The following is a 17,809-nucleotide window of genomic DNA, read 5'->3' as shown; positions in this document are numbered from 1 at the left end:
ATATTATTTATTTAAAATGTGAAGGACAGCTTCAGGTTCAACTAATCTTAATGCGGATGGTACTATCCACTTGCTAGCAGCTTTTTGCTCCGAATAATCATCTGTAGAAACTAACAAAGATACCTCTTCAGCACCTTTTCGCCCAGCTGCATAATAGACTAGAGAATCACCATATTGTTCTGCTTTATTTACCCATTGGTCAAGACTTACATCTATCCATTCATATATGTAAGATAATTGCTCTTTTGTTATGATTTCGCGCTCTAGTGCATGTAATGTAGAATCAAGAGCCTGAGTCCTTGCGTAACGATTCTCAAAATACTTTTTCAGCTCAGATTTTAATTCTGTTGCGATTGGAATGGACATTTTATTTGCATCTTTGCGATCAGCAAGATTCTTGTATAAATGTCTAATTATAGTAGCCATATATAAAGGCATATACTTTTCTACAGCCTTTGGTGAAAAAGGAGTAATGGAGATTGGCTCAACATAATAATATAACTTTTCATGAAATTCTCTAAACCTTTCAAAATGAGACATATCTCGAGAACGAAAAGGATTATGTAACGTTAAGACTAATCCTTCTTTATCACGTGCGACACGAGAGCTTGCTTGAATGTACTCAGCGATATTTCTAGGCATAGAATTAATTATGATTGTATTAAAACGGCTTACATCAAGTCCCACTGATATCATATTTGTTGCTAAAATATAATCAGCTGGAAGAATTGCACTATTATATATATTTGTTTCACCTTCTTTTAAATATGGCAATCGTTTATTAGGATCCCATTTTATTGTTTGTACTTTTGTTAATTCTTTTACTGCATCACCACCAGATAAACGACCAGTCAACTCAGTCTTAGAGAATATTTCGTTATATGCATAAAAACATTCCAACATATCAGTAAATCGAAGTACTCGTTTAAATAAACGACGAGTATACTTAGTAAATTCAAGATAGAATTGAGCATCAGTTTTTCCTACCTCTTTTAATGAGTTGAAATAAGAAATTATCGAATAATAATAGTCTGCAGCCTCTATAAATGACTTATCATTAATCTCTAACAATGCTTTATTTTTACGTTCATACAGTGCTCGATGTACAAATAAAATTGCAGCTAAACGCATTTGAGTAGTCATCTGAGTACGTCCAGTAGGCATTATACCAATATATTTGCGTTTAGAAACGTACGACCAATTATCATTTTCTCCTTGTTTATCCCTTTTATAGAAAGCAAAAAACGAGTCATCATAATCTGTTCCATTTTTAGGAAAGATACAAATATCCCGATCATATAGAGCTCGCACTTGAAAACTGGTATTACGTGTGGTAGCTGTTGATGATATAATCTTAGGACGAATCACAAGCCCATCCTGCCTTTTGTATGAACACAACTGATCAATAGCTGCTTCAAACAAACTTACTGCAGAACCCAATGGACCTAATAACAAATGTAATTCATCTTGAATAATCAAATCTGGTGGATTGCATCCTGTACCATTTCCAAATAAACGTCTAGAATCTGCACACGCTTCATTTACATTAACTCGGCGTGCAAGTTGAGCAAATTTATCTACAGTCCCAAATAGTAATGTTGGCGGCTCTTCATATACATGGTCATCACAAAGTCTGATAGGCAGATAGTTTCGTTTTCCATATGTACATTTTTTGTTACTACATCCAAAATAATAATGATCAACAGATACTTCTTTATCTCTAAGCAAAGAACCACACCAAGGACAACGATCTAGTGGTATTTGTCCATGTCCTCCATCAGAAACCCAGTTTTTTCGAATTTCTTCAGCTAGATTTTTATAATGATTAGGCAATGAACTTTCTCCAACAAATAGACCAATAGAAATTTCTTTATCTCCTAAATTGTATTTATCCCATTTCCTAATCTGTTCTAATGCAAGAATAAGTCGTAACGCACGTTGAAATTGTTGAGTTGTAAGTAAGCGTAATGTATAACGCATTATTGCAGCAACGCCATCGCCAGCTCCATTTTTAAGCAACAATCTACGATTTATTATGACTAATGCAATTATACCCAAATAAGACTCAGTCTTACCTCCACCGGTTGGAAACCATACAAGATCTACTAATTCATTGCGTTTTTCCCATTTTGGATCACACTTACTTTGGAAAATTCCATCAAGATTAAGCAAAATAAACGCAAGCTGGAAAGGTCGCCATGCAGCTACAACTCCAGGAAAAATTGTAGTATCTAGCGCTTTATCTTTATAATATTCAAAACTTAAAATTTTTTCATCCTTTAAGACTTGTTCTTGATTATTACTTTTACTATGCCAAAGCTGCATAAACATAGCAGTATTCATTAATCGAAAAATCTTCATCTTATCAGGATTTGTCAAGAATTCATCAATATTATTCTTTATTCTCTGATAGTCCTTCTCACATTTAGTAATATTCTCTCGTCCAATCGAGTTGCCAGCAGCATCTAATTGCTTTATCCATATTTGATATGAATCAGCAAATTTACGAAGGCCTTCAACAATCTCAGTATCTGTATTAGAAGAAAGGACAGAAAGCCACTTAAATTGAAGATATTGATTATCTTCTACATATTTCTTTGGTAAGAATTTGTTAGTCTTTTCATCAAAAATGTGTTTAGTCTTATCTCGTGGTTCTGGTTCTACATCAGGTGTTTCAACAGACGGCATAAACTCTGAACAAACGTGTATAATTCCATTATTATCATAGTACCAATTTGCAGAACAGATGTGGCCAATAGCATAATCTTCAATATTACGATAAAGATACTGCAAACTGCTTACTTCACAATCATCAAGTTCTGGATTTATTTCGTTTCTATATGGTATAATTTCAGAACTCGAGACGTCAATTTTAACTCCAAAAAATGTTAACTCATTAATCTTCTCTGCAACAATAGAATAGTAATACTTAGTATCAACCTTAACCTTAGTAGAGTCATTAGCAAGCATTACTTTTAAATATGTCTTACCATTGATTCCCTTATAAATCTGTAACCATATGGACAAAGAAGCTTCGACTTCAGGAGTAAGAGTATACTTTACTATTCCTTTTGTAACACCTTCTTTAGGGGGGATTATGATCTTTCTCTTCCCTGATTCAAAATCAAAAGCAAATGCTGATAAATCAATTTCTTTACAAAAGTTTGTTCCTACCCAGAACCCGAATCCTTTAGAATCACATATGGATAGTATATCTTCAAAATAAGATAAAAAAGTTTCATATTGTTCTATTTTTGCAATACGAACTTTATGTTCTGCAACCTTATCCGGACTCAAATATTCACCTTCTCTGTTTACGTATTTTAGGGATTTAAATAGTCGTTCTTTATATGCACTTAAAAATTTGTTTTTATCTTGGAAAGAGCTATCTGTATAAATTGAATCATATTCTCCATTAGGATTTTTAGCTATAATTGAACAAAAATATTTATTAAGTTCTCGCATTTTATCGCGAAAATCCTTCAAGTCCTGTGCTTTATTTATAACTTTTAACAAACTTAGTTTTTTGTCTTGGTATCTGAAATACTGAGAAAATAAATCTTTACATTTTTCTATAGAATATACTTTCTCAAAAAAATCATAATCTTCTATATTTACATATAAACGTGTTTTCTCAGATAATTTTTTATAATAACGTCCTGAAATTGTTATTTTAGTACTCGAAGTTAAAGATTTAATGTTTTTAACACAACAAGATATACCTATTCTATCAGGGAATCTACGACTTAGCGAATTAATATCTTCATCCTCTTCTTGATTTCCTAAATCCCTCATGTCATCTCCTTGTTCGTCCGAATCCTCATCTGATAAATTTTCATCACCAATATTTTCATCGTCGTTCATTTCGTATTTTAGATCAGACATAAATAATGACTGATTATCTTTTCGTGGGAAAAGAATGCCTGTACTATAAATAGAGCCTGGCGTTGTATTAAGTACTTCACATACAAGTTCTTTCTCATTTTCATTAGAAACATATACTCCAAAATTATTTCCGCAACCACCTGGACCTATTAACTGTTCCTTAATGAAAGATTCCAATGAATTTCTTTTATCTTTGATCATAACTTATGGATTTAATTAGTCTAAAATTTATAGTGCCGTCTTTTATAAGATCTAAAATAATCTTAATATCATTTTCACTACCAATATTAAGATAATCAAGAACTTCATTACTTAACTCTTTATAGGCTTTCTTCATGTCTGTTTCAAGTAAACAGTGAATTAAAAATGTCCTGAAAATTATATTTTTACCTTCAGTATTTGTACTTATTCTTGACTTTCTATGTCTTAACATTCGAGTATATAATCCCTCTATTTGAAGATATTCTTCAATCACTCTCTTTTGCATACGTCTACTACGAGGAAGTACTGAATTTTCAGATGTGTCTAACCATCGTTTAAATGAAATAAATTGTATCCTTTCAGCTGGAAGAAGTGGTTTCATTATATCATTATAAACAACTTGTTCTCCATATTGTGCTACTCGATGCCCTAAAAGGATCTTCCACATTTCTCGGCTTGATAGTTTCTCTTCATCAGTTAAGCAATACTTTGGATTATTTCGTATCATTAATTCACCTTCACCTGCTCTACGCTCCTCATTATCAAGAAGATCTTCAAGTGGTTGATAAAAATCTGTCAATGGTTGAATTGAAATAACTGTTGGGTCTTCAAAATCACGTAAAACATCTAGAATTGTACAAATTGAAATTTCATCCATATATTTACATAAAACAAAATCATATTCATCTAACACTTTATGCTGACGTGGTCCAAATGAAACTTTCACTCTGTTTTGTTCAACTCCTGATTGCCTGTCACGAACATTTTGTTCATCTTCATCTTCTTTGGGCTCAATACCTATTTTTATCGGTTTATCAGGAAGCTGTATACCGTTTTTCACGTATCTAACACGATAGTTTGAATTTAGAAGTAATCTTAATTGTTCTTCATAGCGATAAGAATACCAACTATAACGAGGATCAAATACAATCTTATTATTTATTTGTAGAACACTTTGTCCAGGATTAAGATGATACTGATCAAAAGAGTTTGGATATATTGCCCAACTCCGTCCCGTACAATGATTAAGCATTGATAGAACAAGGATCTTTTGTTCATGTATTGAATTTAAGAAAACTAAGCCATCTTTATGAGCTTTAAAATTCTTAAATGTATAAAAATTAACCGAAGATGCACCACATTTAGACTGTAAGAAGAATTTTAATTGTTTTTTATAATACACATCTATGTTGTAATCCAAAACTACTGCAATCTCATGGAATTTTATCCAGTTATATAAGATTTCTGTAAGTTCTGTTTTGTATTTATTATGAATAAGTTGTAAAAAATAATCTGTATACTCTTCATTTACCTCAGAATTAAGGTTTAGAATCTCCTCTTTTATCTTTGATAAACTTTGATCTGTAAAACAAATCGCCAATTCATTCCGTAGTTTTACTTCATGAGCAATATCTTGAATCATAAAATCAAATGTATTCTTTATTTGGTATTCTTCTGCATTTATTTCACATCCTAATTCATAGAAATCAATACATGGTTCTTGACGTTCAAATAAGTAATCCATTTCTACTTTTGTGAATGATATAAAATCACGCGTTTCAGCAAATTTTTCACGTTGCCAGCGTTCTACTAAACTGTGTTTATTTTCGTATATCCTCTGTAGTCTATAAGGTTTTTGCGAAAATAAAAATGCTATAACATTATGAATACCAGCATCATAGTCTTCATTATATTCTTTAATTGTTGAGCGTTGCATTTTCATACATAATTGAATGTTACGCCCATCAATATTTTTCTGAAGAAAAAGGAATATATGGGGGATTTTAAACCTCCCATCATTTTGTTCTATTTTTTTATATACTTCATCCTCATCTCCATTTAAAATGATTAGAGATTTTTCTGTTGAAAAAGAATCTCCAACTACATCTTGAATAAAATGATAATGTCCTTTAGTCTTTAATGAGAGCTTATATTCATCAGATAAAGTACGACTATAAAAGAAACATTTCTCATTTGCGTTGGAAGGCATATCTAAAATGTCATCTGTTAAGTATTTTGCAACATCCCGTTTAAATCTAAAATGTTTAGAACATGCTTCACGCTCCTTTTTATTAACTTTTTCTGGCAAATATATAAATGGCTTTGACTTATATGAGGAAAGTATATTTGTACGAGTGCTTTTACCCCAAAGTAACGACATCTTTAATGCAACAAATTCCTCACATAACATCTGAGCCCAATCTTCACATAATGGGAAATATACTATAGGCATTTTGACATCATCACTATATTCCACTTCTCTGTTAATGTAATAATCAATAATATTATTCAGAACACACAACAACTTTCTACCTTCTTTAGTATGTAAATTAAGAGAAGATAGTATATTCAAAAGAGCCTTGAATTCATGGCTTTCCTGTTTTGCTGTTTTTATAAAGTTGTCGTGTAACATATTAATTAGATTTAAGAATAATAATGTCCAAATTCATGATTGCCCGTGTCATACCGACATAAATTTCGAATAGAAAATTATCCCATGAACTCTTGATCTTTGAAGCTGGGATGACAAGTATTATATTGTTATCCTCTAAACCCTTATATTTAAGTATCGTTGTAAAGGCTAACAATTCCTTAGACTTCCTTTCTATAGTTTTTTCAGATAAAACTTCAAGAAATGACTCCATTTCTGCTATTATATCATATACTGAATCATCATCTTCATTTTCTTTATATTTAAAATCAGAATGTATCAGCAATGTTGTAGAAGAAATTTCTCCGCAATATTGAAATAGATGTTTGGTGTGTTCTTTAATAGTTTTTTTTACTTCTCTTACATTATCATGGAAAGATATTGTAAGTCCTGCTATATCATTTCCTTTAAGAGAATCTAAATATAACTCAAAAGCTTCCTGGCAATGTTCAACTGACAATACTTTATTGGCATATTCTACAATAAGTTTATTTGTAGGAACACGTTTGTTCTCATCAAGTATGAAGCATGCTGCGTATTTTGCTATTTTATTAATATTTTCATTCAAATTTCGACTAACATTATTATATCCTTGTTCAAGATCATAAAATACTAGATATCGTCCTTGTTTAAGACCATTGTGTTGTGAACTTAATAGTTCATTGAGCACAATATCAACACCTTTATCAATGACATCTTGTGCTTCATCAATAATAATATAGTCATAATCTACCTTAGTAATTTTACTGAGTTCTTTGCTTAAAAGTTTGTAAACATCATATTGACTATTATCACTTTTAATATTAAGTTCTATATTTGTTATTTCCTTGATATAATTATTGAATGTTTTGACAGTACATGAACTTAATCGTTCTTTATCTAAATCAAGCCGAACCTTACTTGCTAGCAGTCCTGTCCAACATAGATATAACCCCTTAAGACCACTATGTCTTTTAATAAATGCTTTAGCCATAGTGGTTTTTCCTGGTCCACCCTCAATTAATATTCTAGGATTTTTTCTCAAACCTTCTAGAATACTTAGATTGTCAATCTGTAACCAATCCAAAACTTCGCGAAGCGAAGTTAGTGAATATTTATAACGATCTTCAATTGATGGAGCAAGTGAGTTTACAATAGACTGTAATTCTGTCTTTGATATTATACGTTTAGAACGTTTATTTTTACGAATTACACTTAAACAGAAGTCTGCAAAAGAATTATCACTATCTTGATCTAACTTATTCCAAAGTTTATGAGAAAGGTTGATTTGAGAAGAGTCACGTGATATGTCAAGAGTACTATGAGGGAAAGCACATACATAATCAACAAATATTTGATCCTTATTTAATATCCCATTATTTAACAATGCCCATTTATAATCATGAGCTTGCTTAAATGGTGTTCTACTCATTTCCCTTAAGACCCCTTTATAGCTATAATAAAAGAACCCCCTTATCAACTCAATTATACCACCTTTAACTTCAACAATAATTGCACCTTCTTGGCATATAAGGAGAAAATCAATCTGTATTTCATTTTGACCTCCATATGGTATGTTGAAAGTTTTATCATACCACATATACCATGTCAAAGAACTTGCTTCACAATCTCGTACAATACGTTCATACATATCTTTTTCTCCCTGAAGTACATTACCACTATTGTAATTAATACCAATAGTAGAGTCAATTAGAAGAGTATCTTTATGAGATTTAATAATGATTGCCATATTGTTGTGAGTTATTTATAATTTGATTACTTCCAAAGATTTTCGTCTACAAGTTCGGACATTGAATAGTTAAACATGTCTATCAATTCTGCCCTATGATTAGGAAACATTTCTAGAACTTTTATTAGAGACTTTAATGATAAACACATTTTGACTCTATCGTAATATCCATCTCTTATATCTTGTTCAAATTCATCGAATGTTTTTAGCTTTGGCCGTGTAGTTATTTTTAATGTCTTTTCTTCCCAATAAGATTGATTTCTATAACAAAATTGCCAAAAAGACATTTTTTTGTAAAACTGCTGCTGGTTACACCATCTGGCAATTTGTACATAAAAATTTGATACTGGGGCATTATGATAGTCTTCATGCCTCATCACATATCCAACACATCCATATTGCATGAGTATTTTAATTCTTTGAAATAATTCCCAAATGTCTTTATAAAATATATCTACTTTTGTTGGAGACTGTTTAAAACCACAAAACAAATAGAACTTTGTACCTTTCTTTGGATTGTAACGTTTCCAGATTTTAAGTGATTTTTCAATTATATCATGATCTTTCCAATTATCAAAAGCAAAAATAAAATCACCATGATAACGCGACCGTGATAACATTTCTGCCATTTCTTCGCCATAAGGACTTTCTGCTAACATGCGTTCATCAAGACCTTGCCGGAATTGAAATGGGCGTTTAGTCTCTATAAGTTGCTTCAGTAGTGGTCTCCAAATAGATGGGTCAGAAGCAAGAAAATTGTCATCCCATAAATAGATATATGGCCGAACAAGTTTTCCGTTTTTATCTTTCTCATCATCCAAGAACCATTGTAATTTAGAATATGGTAATATACAATTCTCTAGTTTATTAACACAGAATGGACAATGTCTTACACAACCACGGGTTAAAAAACCTATTGAATATTTTTGATAATCTTTAAATTTTTCTCGTTTAAAACCTTTCTTAACTTGTTGATTAATAAATTGATCATATAAATGATAGTAAGGCATCTGACGAGACATGCTAATCCCATACTCTTTACCTCCATGAAAGTTTCTAAGAGTATTTAGGAATTCATCATGTTCTAATTGGTTCATATCTTGTTCACGTTTTCTACGATATTCCATTACACTTACTTCATTGGCATAAAATCCAGTTCCTCCACATTTAAACTTCTTTTCTTCCGGTGTTCCTTTTGATCGTATATATAGTTCTGGTAATTTGGTAAACGTAAAGACACAAGACAAATATATTCTTGTATAATGTAAAGTATTTGCCTGAGGATCAAGAATTAATTCAAATGGAATTCCATTATCTTGGAAAAATCCTGCCAATTTTAGTAATACAAGATTTGGGTGACGCGTACCATTATCAAGTAGATCCGCATCAATTAGTCCTATTATTTCTTGTTTTTTTGACATATTATTCATTCATTGATTTTATAAAGGCTTTGCCTTTCTCTGTCAATACATAACCGCCTGTTTTACGCGAACCTTGATACTCAATCAAATTAAGATCTTCTGAAATAAGTTGCTTAAGGATTCTATCAATAGTAGGCATTGATATTTTTATTGCATCATGCAAGTCTTTTCTTTTAGCTATTCCTAGTTCTGAAATCTTTAACAGGACACTTTTTATCTTATCATTTATCTTATCATTTATCTTATCACCATCTGAGGAAATAAAATCATCCCCAATCAAGACTCTATCACCAAAACCTTCTCTACAAGGAATCTCAATCAAGAAATAACTTCTCTCTTCATTTGTCTCAATCACAGCAGGAGCAGAGCCATTTCTTCTTAATTCGTCTTGTATGGTTGGGATACCGGTTCCTCTACCTTCGGACAACTGAAGCTCTTTGAGATAATCGCCCAAACGACGATTACGGTAGCGGCGTGACTTCAGACGTTCAGCCTTTTGGATAGCATCAATGCTGATGGAACGGTCCGGACCGGCATAACTAAGAATGGAAATCTTTTCTGGCTCAATCGTAATCTCAACCGGTTCTCGTTCTTGATAATCTCTATGATACAAAGCATTAACGACTGCCTCTTCAATTGCTTGATAAGGATAGTTGAAGAAGATTATAGATTCAGCCTTGTCTTTCTGCTTAATGATACGTTTCTTGATAACATTCGTTTTGATATAGTCCAATGCCTGTTTTATCATATCGGGAACAGGGCCAACAATCTTTGGAACCTCAATCATGTTATTGGGATTCTTAATGCAGCCCTCGGGAAAGATAACAATATCTACTTGTGTTGTCGGGAAAAATTTGGCAGGATTCTTACAGAACATCATAGCGGCCACATTCTTGACTAGTTGACGTTCAACGGGCCCTACCAGCAGGTCCATTTGCGACAACAACTCGAACAGGGACAGCTTTTCGAAATCAGCAACCAAACGACTGTTGACTGTTTGCAAGTAATCCAGAACCAAGGCTCTTGAAATATCTGTTATCTCTATACTCTCATTACCCCTTTCATCAAATGGAGTACGATTCGCCATCTCACGCAATTCATCTAAGACTTCACCTCTCGCCTCAATAGTATTGGTTCCACTACGAACATACCACTTACATGGCGACTGATTACTTGCTGTAACTCGTTCACGTACATTATAAGGACGGTTCACTCCAGCTGGCACCCAAATAAGCAAAACGTATTTCCCGTCAATCTCCTGCATGTCGATTCGTGGCAAATAGAATGGCTCAATCTTATGATTGAACCCAACCATATCACGTTGTATCTTATCAAGTTCCTCTATAGGAATACCTGTCACTGGCCGTTTTGCGATACCTGTGTTTTCTTCTTCTTGAACACCTACGATGATGTATCCTCCGCCAATGTTATCAAAATCATTAGCGAAAGCACAAATGGTGCGATAAATTTTATCTGGATTCCATCCTGTTTTAAACTCAATACGGGTGGATTCTATTTTACGCTTATGAAGCAAGTCTTCTATGTTTACCGGAATAGCCATATCTTGATATACTTATTTAGATTTATCCTTTTCTACATGAAGCAATTCTCTTACATCAACATCCAAAAGTTCCGCTATGCGAAATAATGTTTCCAAATCTGGTTGTGAAGCATTAGTACACCAACGAGAAACAGATGTCACATTCCTACCAACTTGCTCAGAGAGCCATTTAGCCGTTTTATTCTTTTCAACAAGGACTATTTTAATCCTATTCAATTGCTTCATAATTGAAATAATTTGTAGTTTAATGCAAATATATCAAAATTCAATGTGAAAAGCTAATATTGTTCAATTTATTTTGGTAAAATATCTTTCAATGATAATTTTATTCAAAAATTAACCACCATACCATTAGCCTTGTCAAGTTCATTCCAGCGAGTACAGAACAAATGTGAGTGGCGAACAGGAGGATAGTCTGCGAGCAGAGCACCAGTATTAATCAGTTCACACTTCTCGTTGATAATGCCGAATGATTCATAGTCGCTATTCTCAAACAAACGTTTAGTGCGCTTAAAGTATGTGGCACGAAGCACGGTAAATACCATATCCACGAACTTCCAACAATACACAAGGCTCATACGACATGTTACTACCCTTCAGCACCAGTTCTTTGTGCTTCAAGATACTAGCTACTACACTCTAGTTACCAACACGAACAAATGCCTACATCGGTCCATCATCTATGTTATAATAAGATATCTGAGCACCAGGCATCACTGTGAGTACAACGAACTCCTTGTCTTCAGCCTTTGCGAACGAGAGGTTGAATCAGGTATTGGATCAATGTGAGACTTGATAGCTTTGCTGATCTTCTCCGCATCATCTTTTACGTCATCAAGACCGACCGATAGTTTTATCATTAGCAATACCCCAAATGAGTCTGCCACCAATACCATTGGCAAAGGTGCTCACACTCTTACACCAACTTTTCGGTTTCTTCACCTCCAGAGCCCCCTTCTTATCATATTTTGTTACCCCGCCTATCAGTTGGTGAATGTCTAGTACTTCCATTTTATATATAACGTATTGACCTACTATTTATTTAAATGTTTAGAGTTCTATCGAACATAACGATTCCCCTTTATATTTTATAATATGTAGCATCTGACTCACAGAAACAACAGATGATTACTTTACCATCAAAGTCACTCTCATGGATTGCCTTCAACGCAATCTAAGCAGCCTCTGCCTTTGGATAGCCATACACACCAGTACTAATACAAGGGAAAGCGATACTCTTAATGCTCTTTTCCTTAGCAATGTCAAGTGCAGTCTTATAGCATGAAACCAGCAACTGAGACTCGTCACCATTACCATAAAAACAGGTCCGACGGTATGGATTACATACTTGCAAGGCAAGTTATATGCCCCTGTTATCTTACTCTGACCAGTTTCGCAACCGCAAGAGTCATGCACTCCTTCAAGAGTTCGCGACCTGCAGCACGATGAATAGCACCATCCACTCCTCCACCATCTAACAACGAGCGGTTAGCTGCATTAACGATTGCATCAACTGCCAGCTTGGTTATGCCACCAACGACGAGTTCTATCTGTTTCATATACTTACCTCTTATTCCATATCGGTTAAAACCATATCGCAAAATTCGTTTGCATTATTTGCATTATAAATTTTAGCGCCAATATTCTTTAATGGTTCATAGCTATGTAGAGATTTTGAACCACCAAGTAAAAATATATATAACTTATTATCATCATTCAAATAATCACGGAAATAGCTTACAGATTCATTGATATTGCCTAAGTCACCATTTGTAATCAACACGGTAACTAGATCTCTAGATCTTACGTCTAACGTTGATTTAATTCTTGAAATTGGAAACTTAGTTCCACCGTGACCATTTGTTAATAGACGCTCCCTTACGTCATCATATTTATCACTCCAATCAACGTATGCATCAATTTTATCACTAAATCCTATAAATGCAACCTTGCTTTTTGTTGATTCAAAGTATGATAAAATACCATATGATGCAAGAACAGCCTGATGCATATTAGCAGATTCCTTCATCGCAGACCCCATACTACCGGATGTATCAACGACCAACAACAAATCCATTTGTTTGCTTTCAGTACCATTATCATCATTAGATACATATCCCCACTTTTTTGTAGTCATTCCAGGAATAAGTCGTGGAGATGTCATATATGTTAACATTAAATCCAGCTCCTCTATTGGGTCACCAATTCTCCATACAGAGGGATATGTATATGAAGACTTGTTTCCTGTATTCGAAAATTCAACAATTGGTATGATATTAGCACTTTGAACATTAAACCAAAGAACTCCCTTCTGCTTATCAGACATACCTATAATACCAGCAATTGCTAATAGGTCGATGAACTCTTCTACAGAGGTTTCTTCTGCGAGTACTTCTATTGCTTCTTTGACTTTATCAGGATCCGCAAAAACAAAAGCATTTCCGTGTTCATCGCCATCTTTAGGTCTACCAACACCCCATTGACCGCTCTGTTGCTGTGATCCCTGTTGACCGCTCTGTTGCTGTGGTCCCTGCTGACCGCTCTGTTGCTGTGATCCCTGTTGACCGTTCTGTTGCTGAGATCCTTGTTGACTACTCTGCTGGGGATTCTTTTGGTCTTCAACATATAGTTTAAAGAATATTTCTGCATATTCTTCAACTTTATCTAAAAATGACGATTTATCTTCTATGCCGTTTTTCGTGAATGAATCAGCTAATTGATGGACAATTTTTAAAAATTCAGGATCAGTTTCATTTATACCAAGATCTTCTTTCCAAATTGCCTCTTTTGTTAGAAACATTAATTTGCAATGCCTTGGACAAGCACTGATATTTGCACCTATTTTTATCCAATCGATTTCACTCTTTAAAGTTTCTTTACTATGTCTATAATAGTTTTTTGTATCAACAATAATATCAGCTGCTTGATTTGAAATTGCTCCACACGCATACTCGATATTTATACCAAGATGAGAGAAATGCTTATAATAAACATCTCTAATTCTTTTTAGCATTCTAAAATGAGTAATTACATCAAATGGGCAACACATATAGTGCTCTATTTCATGTCTTGTAAGTACTTTTACTTCATTCTGAAACTCATGATAACTTATAGGAAGTTTTCCGAAATTAAGATGAATCTGCCAAGTCTTATCTATAGTAATATAGTATTGCCCAGTTGAATAATTAGCATCATCCGGCAAAAGCATTTTGACAATAGGCATAGGAATCCCCAAGGAATTGTGATACTCCTTGACGAATACATACTCAATTGCTTCTTGGGCTTTCAATCTATATGTTTCAATATCAATTGACATTGTTTGCTTGTAAGTATTTGAATAATTCAGAATCTTCGTCCCCTTGGTAGGTAAAGATATATTTTTTCAATCTCTTAACTGACAAGTCGCATGCATCTCGTGTAATATCCAACAACTTAAATGGTTTTACTTTTTGTATGTCACCATTTGCAAGATCGGTACCAGGAATAACCGCTTGAATAAGAGATGACAGTTGAGGATTCGATATTATTGAATCTTTTTCGAGCTTAAATGTATATTCCTTTATTTCTATCTTTTTGATAGAACGGTTAACTCGCTCTGAAATGTACTGTCGATTGGGAATATCATATCTAAATGCTAATTCTGATTTTATAGCCTTAAGCTTCGAAATGTCACCTTTTGAGTTATCTATCTGGTTGTTATAGGACACAATCTTATCATAAACTGGAGCATATTTTTCATTTAAGACTGGAACAATCTCTGCAGATATTACAAGAGAATTATATGATGAGTCTCTTATTTCTTTAAGATACTCATTGAATTCTGGAACTGAAAGTGTTCCTGTCTTAACTCTTTCAAAACCCATAAGAAGATCTTTAATACCATCAAACTCATTTTTGATCATTTGTATGATATTTCGAGTTCCATCTAAATCAATATTTGTTATAAAAATGGATGTTTGCTTCCCTGAATTTGTATTTTTCCAATGTTCAGTTAAAGTTGACACATACTTTTTGCTCAGAACAGCTCTATGCCAAATCATATATGGGGCTAAAACCTCAATATGATTTACATTGACTTCTCTGTTTCCAAGGAACCATGCAAGAGCTTTTCCATATCTGTACAGGTCTTCTTTTACTCTGACGCTTAGTGGTAACTTGATTTTTGAGCACACTTTTTCTGGTGCACACATCTGACAATTCTCACAAAGAATCTTGTCAACAGACAAGTTATCATTAGACTCCTTAAAGGCTCTTTCACATAGGCGATATGAAGCAATTATGTAGTTGATAAACAATTCGGCTTCTTCTGTATATGGAATATTCTTAACAATTTCTTGAAGTTCTTCTAGATTAACATCCTGAAGATATTCCTCAATACGATCATTATAAGATGATTTATCTCGTTTTCCAATAGTACTGAAACTGTCATAATCAGGCATGGTTATCGGAAGTGCAAGAGCAAATCTATCCTTGAATGGCAAAGACAATTCTGTGTTCGCATTGTCCTTTGGGTTCAAGGTTGCAAACAGGGTGAAAGCAGGAACAATCATACTCTGATCATGATATTTTACTGACCCTTCTGCGAGCAATGACAATAGAATATTTTGTGCGTATGGAGATAAACGATTTATCTCATCAATGATTTTCCATCTTGATGTGACAAATTCGTTCCAGACCACTGACAACTTACCATTATCAAGTGGTTTGTTTCCTGTCATTTGAGCAAAATCTAAACTACCAAGGATTTTTTCTTCTGTCAATTGTGGATGTCCTCTCAATATACAATCTTCAATCTTTTCCTTGGTAAGATGGCAAAACAACTGACCTAAATACTTAGACAAGGTGGTTTTTCCTCCGCCATGTCCTCCATACAACATCATTGTGCCACGCTCAACAAGTGCATTGATTACAGCAAGCGTTTCTACCAAATACACTTTTCGATCTTTCAACTTCTCGTTCGAGAACTTTGCACCTTCAAGTTCTGAATTGTGCACATACAAATTGTTTATTCGTATGTTATCCAATGCCTGAATTATATCAATATTTGTCATTATTAGTATTCTTTTGTATATGATAATTTAATAAGTCCACACTCCAATAGTTTTCGGAGATAGTCATGATCTAAATCAGATGGCGTTAACTCTAAAGACTCTTTTTGTTGAAGCCAGTTTATCTCTGTTTCCAATCCAGATTTTTTCATGATGTCTTCAAATATCTGCTGAGTTTTATTCTTATCCTCAAGCATTGTATCTAAAGTTTCATCAGAAATAGAATTCATAAAATCAGAGAGTGGCCCTAAACCATTCACAATTGTTGCCAGAGTTCCATTTTCAGAATCATATATTGAGTCAATATCATTTTGTAATTCTGGATGAGTTTTTGCAATCTTTTCCAACATAGCTTTTTTGGTCTTGTTATAGTTTGCCAAGAATTCATCAAAGCAGTCTTTTACTTCGTCAAAAATCTTTATTCCTGAACTATGGAGCTTTGCAATTTCATTATGACATTTGTTTAGTTTTGGAACGATTTCCTCAAATTTCACAGTAAGTATCTGTGGTAGTACATTAGCGTTTCTTACTGTCTTGTAATTCTTTATGAGCAGATCTATCTCACCTTCTTTTTCGAATCCATCCCAAGTTTTATTAAACGACAATTCATCTTCTGCATAGAATTCTTTTATGTCAATGTACTTGGCTTCAATATCATTCCAAGTATTCTTAATAAAATTATTCAAGCATTCAGCTACATCTCCTTTTGTTGCCAACATGGTGTCATCGAACTTCTTGAAAAGTTGCTTAAGTGTATCATCCGAATTACTTGAGATGCCAGTATCAGAAAGTATGGTTATTACTTTCTTAATAGACGCGATTCTGTTTCTTACTCGCAAGTATAGTTTTGACTTATTTTCGGACTCATTAAGTGCTGTAAGATTCTGTCCATTTTTTATAGACTGCTTAATTATTTCGGAATAGAATGATATTGTCTCATCATTCTTTTGTTCTTCCGTATATAGATCTTCTACCTTTGTATAAGCCAATTCAGAAATGTCTGCTAAACCAACAAATTCATCCTCTAAATCTGTCAAGAATCCATCAATATTATTCTCAAATTCATCTGGCTTATTAACAAATGCTGAGACATCTGATTTCAACTTTTTATTAAATTCAGAGATGATTTTATTAAATATACACTTGTCATCATCAAAAGAAATGTTTGCAAGTGTACTTAATATTGAATCAATTCTAGAAGAATATGTTTCATAATTACCTTTTAGGAAATCTCGCAATTTAGCAATATTATTTTCGTTATTCTTTGTATGTTCCTCAACCCATGACACAAATGCATCTAACCCTGGAGCTGTCATTTTTTCATACAAAGAATCAAATAACTGTTCAAGTTGCTTTGTGCATTTTTCAAAATCTTTTTTGGTAAGGATGTTTGAAATCCTTTCCTCAATTGCGTTAAGCTCATCTTGCCACTCTTGCTTGCTAAGCTCTAATTTAAGAGTTTCGGCATATTTATCACCTTTTTTTATCTCAAGAGCCTTATTGTATTGCTTTGTAATTTTATCAATATTCATA

General features: G+C 33.4%; 11 protein-coding genes and 1 pseudogene. All 12 read right to left on the bottom strand.

Translation table 11 applies throughout. The features are described from left to right. Positions 1-3: 3 nt before the first annotated feature. The 12 genes and pseudogenes from AB5062_RS14935 to AB5062_RS14880 all read right to left on the bottom strand — a co-directional run bounded on the left by AB5062_RS14935 (position 4) and on the right by AB5062_RS14880 (position 17,808). On the bottom strand, positions 4-4,086 hold the full coding sequence (locus tag AB5062_RS14935; RefSeq protein ID WP_032952429.1) for a helicase-related protein: 4,083 nt from the start codon (positions 4,084-4,086) through the stop codon (positions 4-6). Continuing rightward, complete coding sequence (locus AB5062_RS14930; protein WP_057280802.1) at positions 4,073-6,499, bottom strand: hypothetical protein; 2,427 nt, start codon at positions 6,497-6,499, stop codon at positions 4,073-4,075. The genes AB5062_RS14935 and AB5062_RS14930 overlap by 14 nt, the downstream gene beginning before the upstream one ends. 1 nt (position 6,500) lies before the next feature. Then, a complete protein-coding gene (locus AB5062_RS14925; protein WP_032952923.1) occupies positions 6,501-8,246 on the bottom strand; it encodes a nuclease-related domain-containing DEAD/DEAH box helicase in 1,746 nt (581 codons plus the stop codon). 26 nt (positions 8,247-8,272) lie between these two features. Then, positions 8,273-9,676 carry a hypothetical protein gene (locus AB5062_RS14920; RefSeq protein ID WP_080705347.1) on the bottom strand — a complete coding sequence of 468 codons (1,404 nt, stop codon included), beginning with the start codon at positions 9,674-9,676 and terminating at the stop codon, positions 8,273-8,275. Beyond that, positions 9,669-11,228 (bottom strand): RNA-binding domain-containing protein, encoded by a 1,560-nt coding sequence (locus AB5062_RS14915; protein WP_032952922.1) that lies wholly within the window; start codon positions 11,226-11,228, stop codon positions 9,669-9,671. Before AB5062_RS14915 ends, AB5062_RS14920 begins: the two co-directional genes overlap by 8 nt. Positions 11,229-11,240: 12 nt before the next feature. After that, positions 11,241-11,453 carry a helix-turn-helix transcriptional regulator gene (locus tag AB5062_RS14910; protein ID WP_007844365.1) on the bottom strand — a complete coding sequence of 71 codons (213 nt, stop codon included), beginning with the start codon at positions 11,451-11,453 and terminating at the stop codon, positions 11,241-11,243. A gap of 104 nt (positions 11,454-11,557) precedes the next feature. Further along, a complete protein-coding gene (locus tag AB5062_RS14905) occupies positions 11,558-11,806 on the bottom strand; it encodes a hypothetical protein (RefSeq protein WP_227195544.1) in 249 nt (82 codons plus the stop codon). Positions 11,807-12,062: 256 nt separating this feature from the next. Then, positions 12,063-12,239, bottom strand: coding sequence for a helix-turn-helix domain-containing protein (locus AB5062_RS14900; protein ID WP_227195545.1), 177 nt, complete (start codon positions 12,237-12,239; stop codon positions 12,063-12,065). A gap of 70 nt (positions 12,240-12,309) precedes the next feature. Beyond that, a pseudogene (locus AB5062_RS14895) lies at positions 12,310-12,787 on the bottom strand (O-acetyl-ADP-ribose deacetylase). 11 nt (positions 12,788-12,798) lie between these two features. Continuing rightward, positions 12,799-14,544 carry a VWA domain-containing protein gene (locus tag AB5062_RS14890; RefSeq protein ID WP_032952921.1) on the bottom strand — a complete coding sequence of 582 codons (1,746 nt, stop codon included), beginning with the start codon at positions 14,542-14,544 and terminating at the stop codon, positions 12,799-12,801. Then, on the bottom strand, positions 14,534-16,279 hold the full coding sequence (locus AB5062_RS14885; RefSeq protein WP_368326911.1) for an AAA family ATPase: 1,746 nt from the start codon (positions 16,277-16,279) through the stop codon (positions 14,534-14,536). Before AB5062_RS14885 ends, AB5062_RS14890 begins: the two co-directional genes overlap by 11 nt. Positions 16,280-16,281: 2 nt before the next feature. Beyond that, entirely contained in the window at positions 16,282-17,808 is a 1,527-nt protein-coding gene (locus AB5062_RS14880) for a hypothetical protein (protein ID WP_032952919.1), read from the bottom strand. Position 17,809 lies beyond the last annotated feature (1 nt).

Origin of the sequence: Phocaeicola sp. RTP21359st1_B8_RTP21360_211022 (genome assembly GCF_040911965.1) — a bacterium.
In the GTDB taxonomy this organism is placed as follows: Bacteria; Bacteroidota; Bacteroidia; order Bacteroidales; family Bacteroidaceae; genus Phocaeicola; species Phocaeicola vulgatus.
Note: the sequence above shows the minus strand (reverse complement) of the source record. Positions and strands in the feature narration are given on the sequence as shown.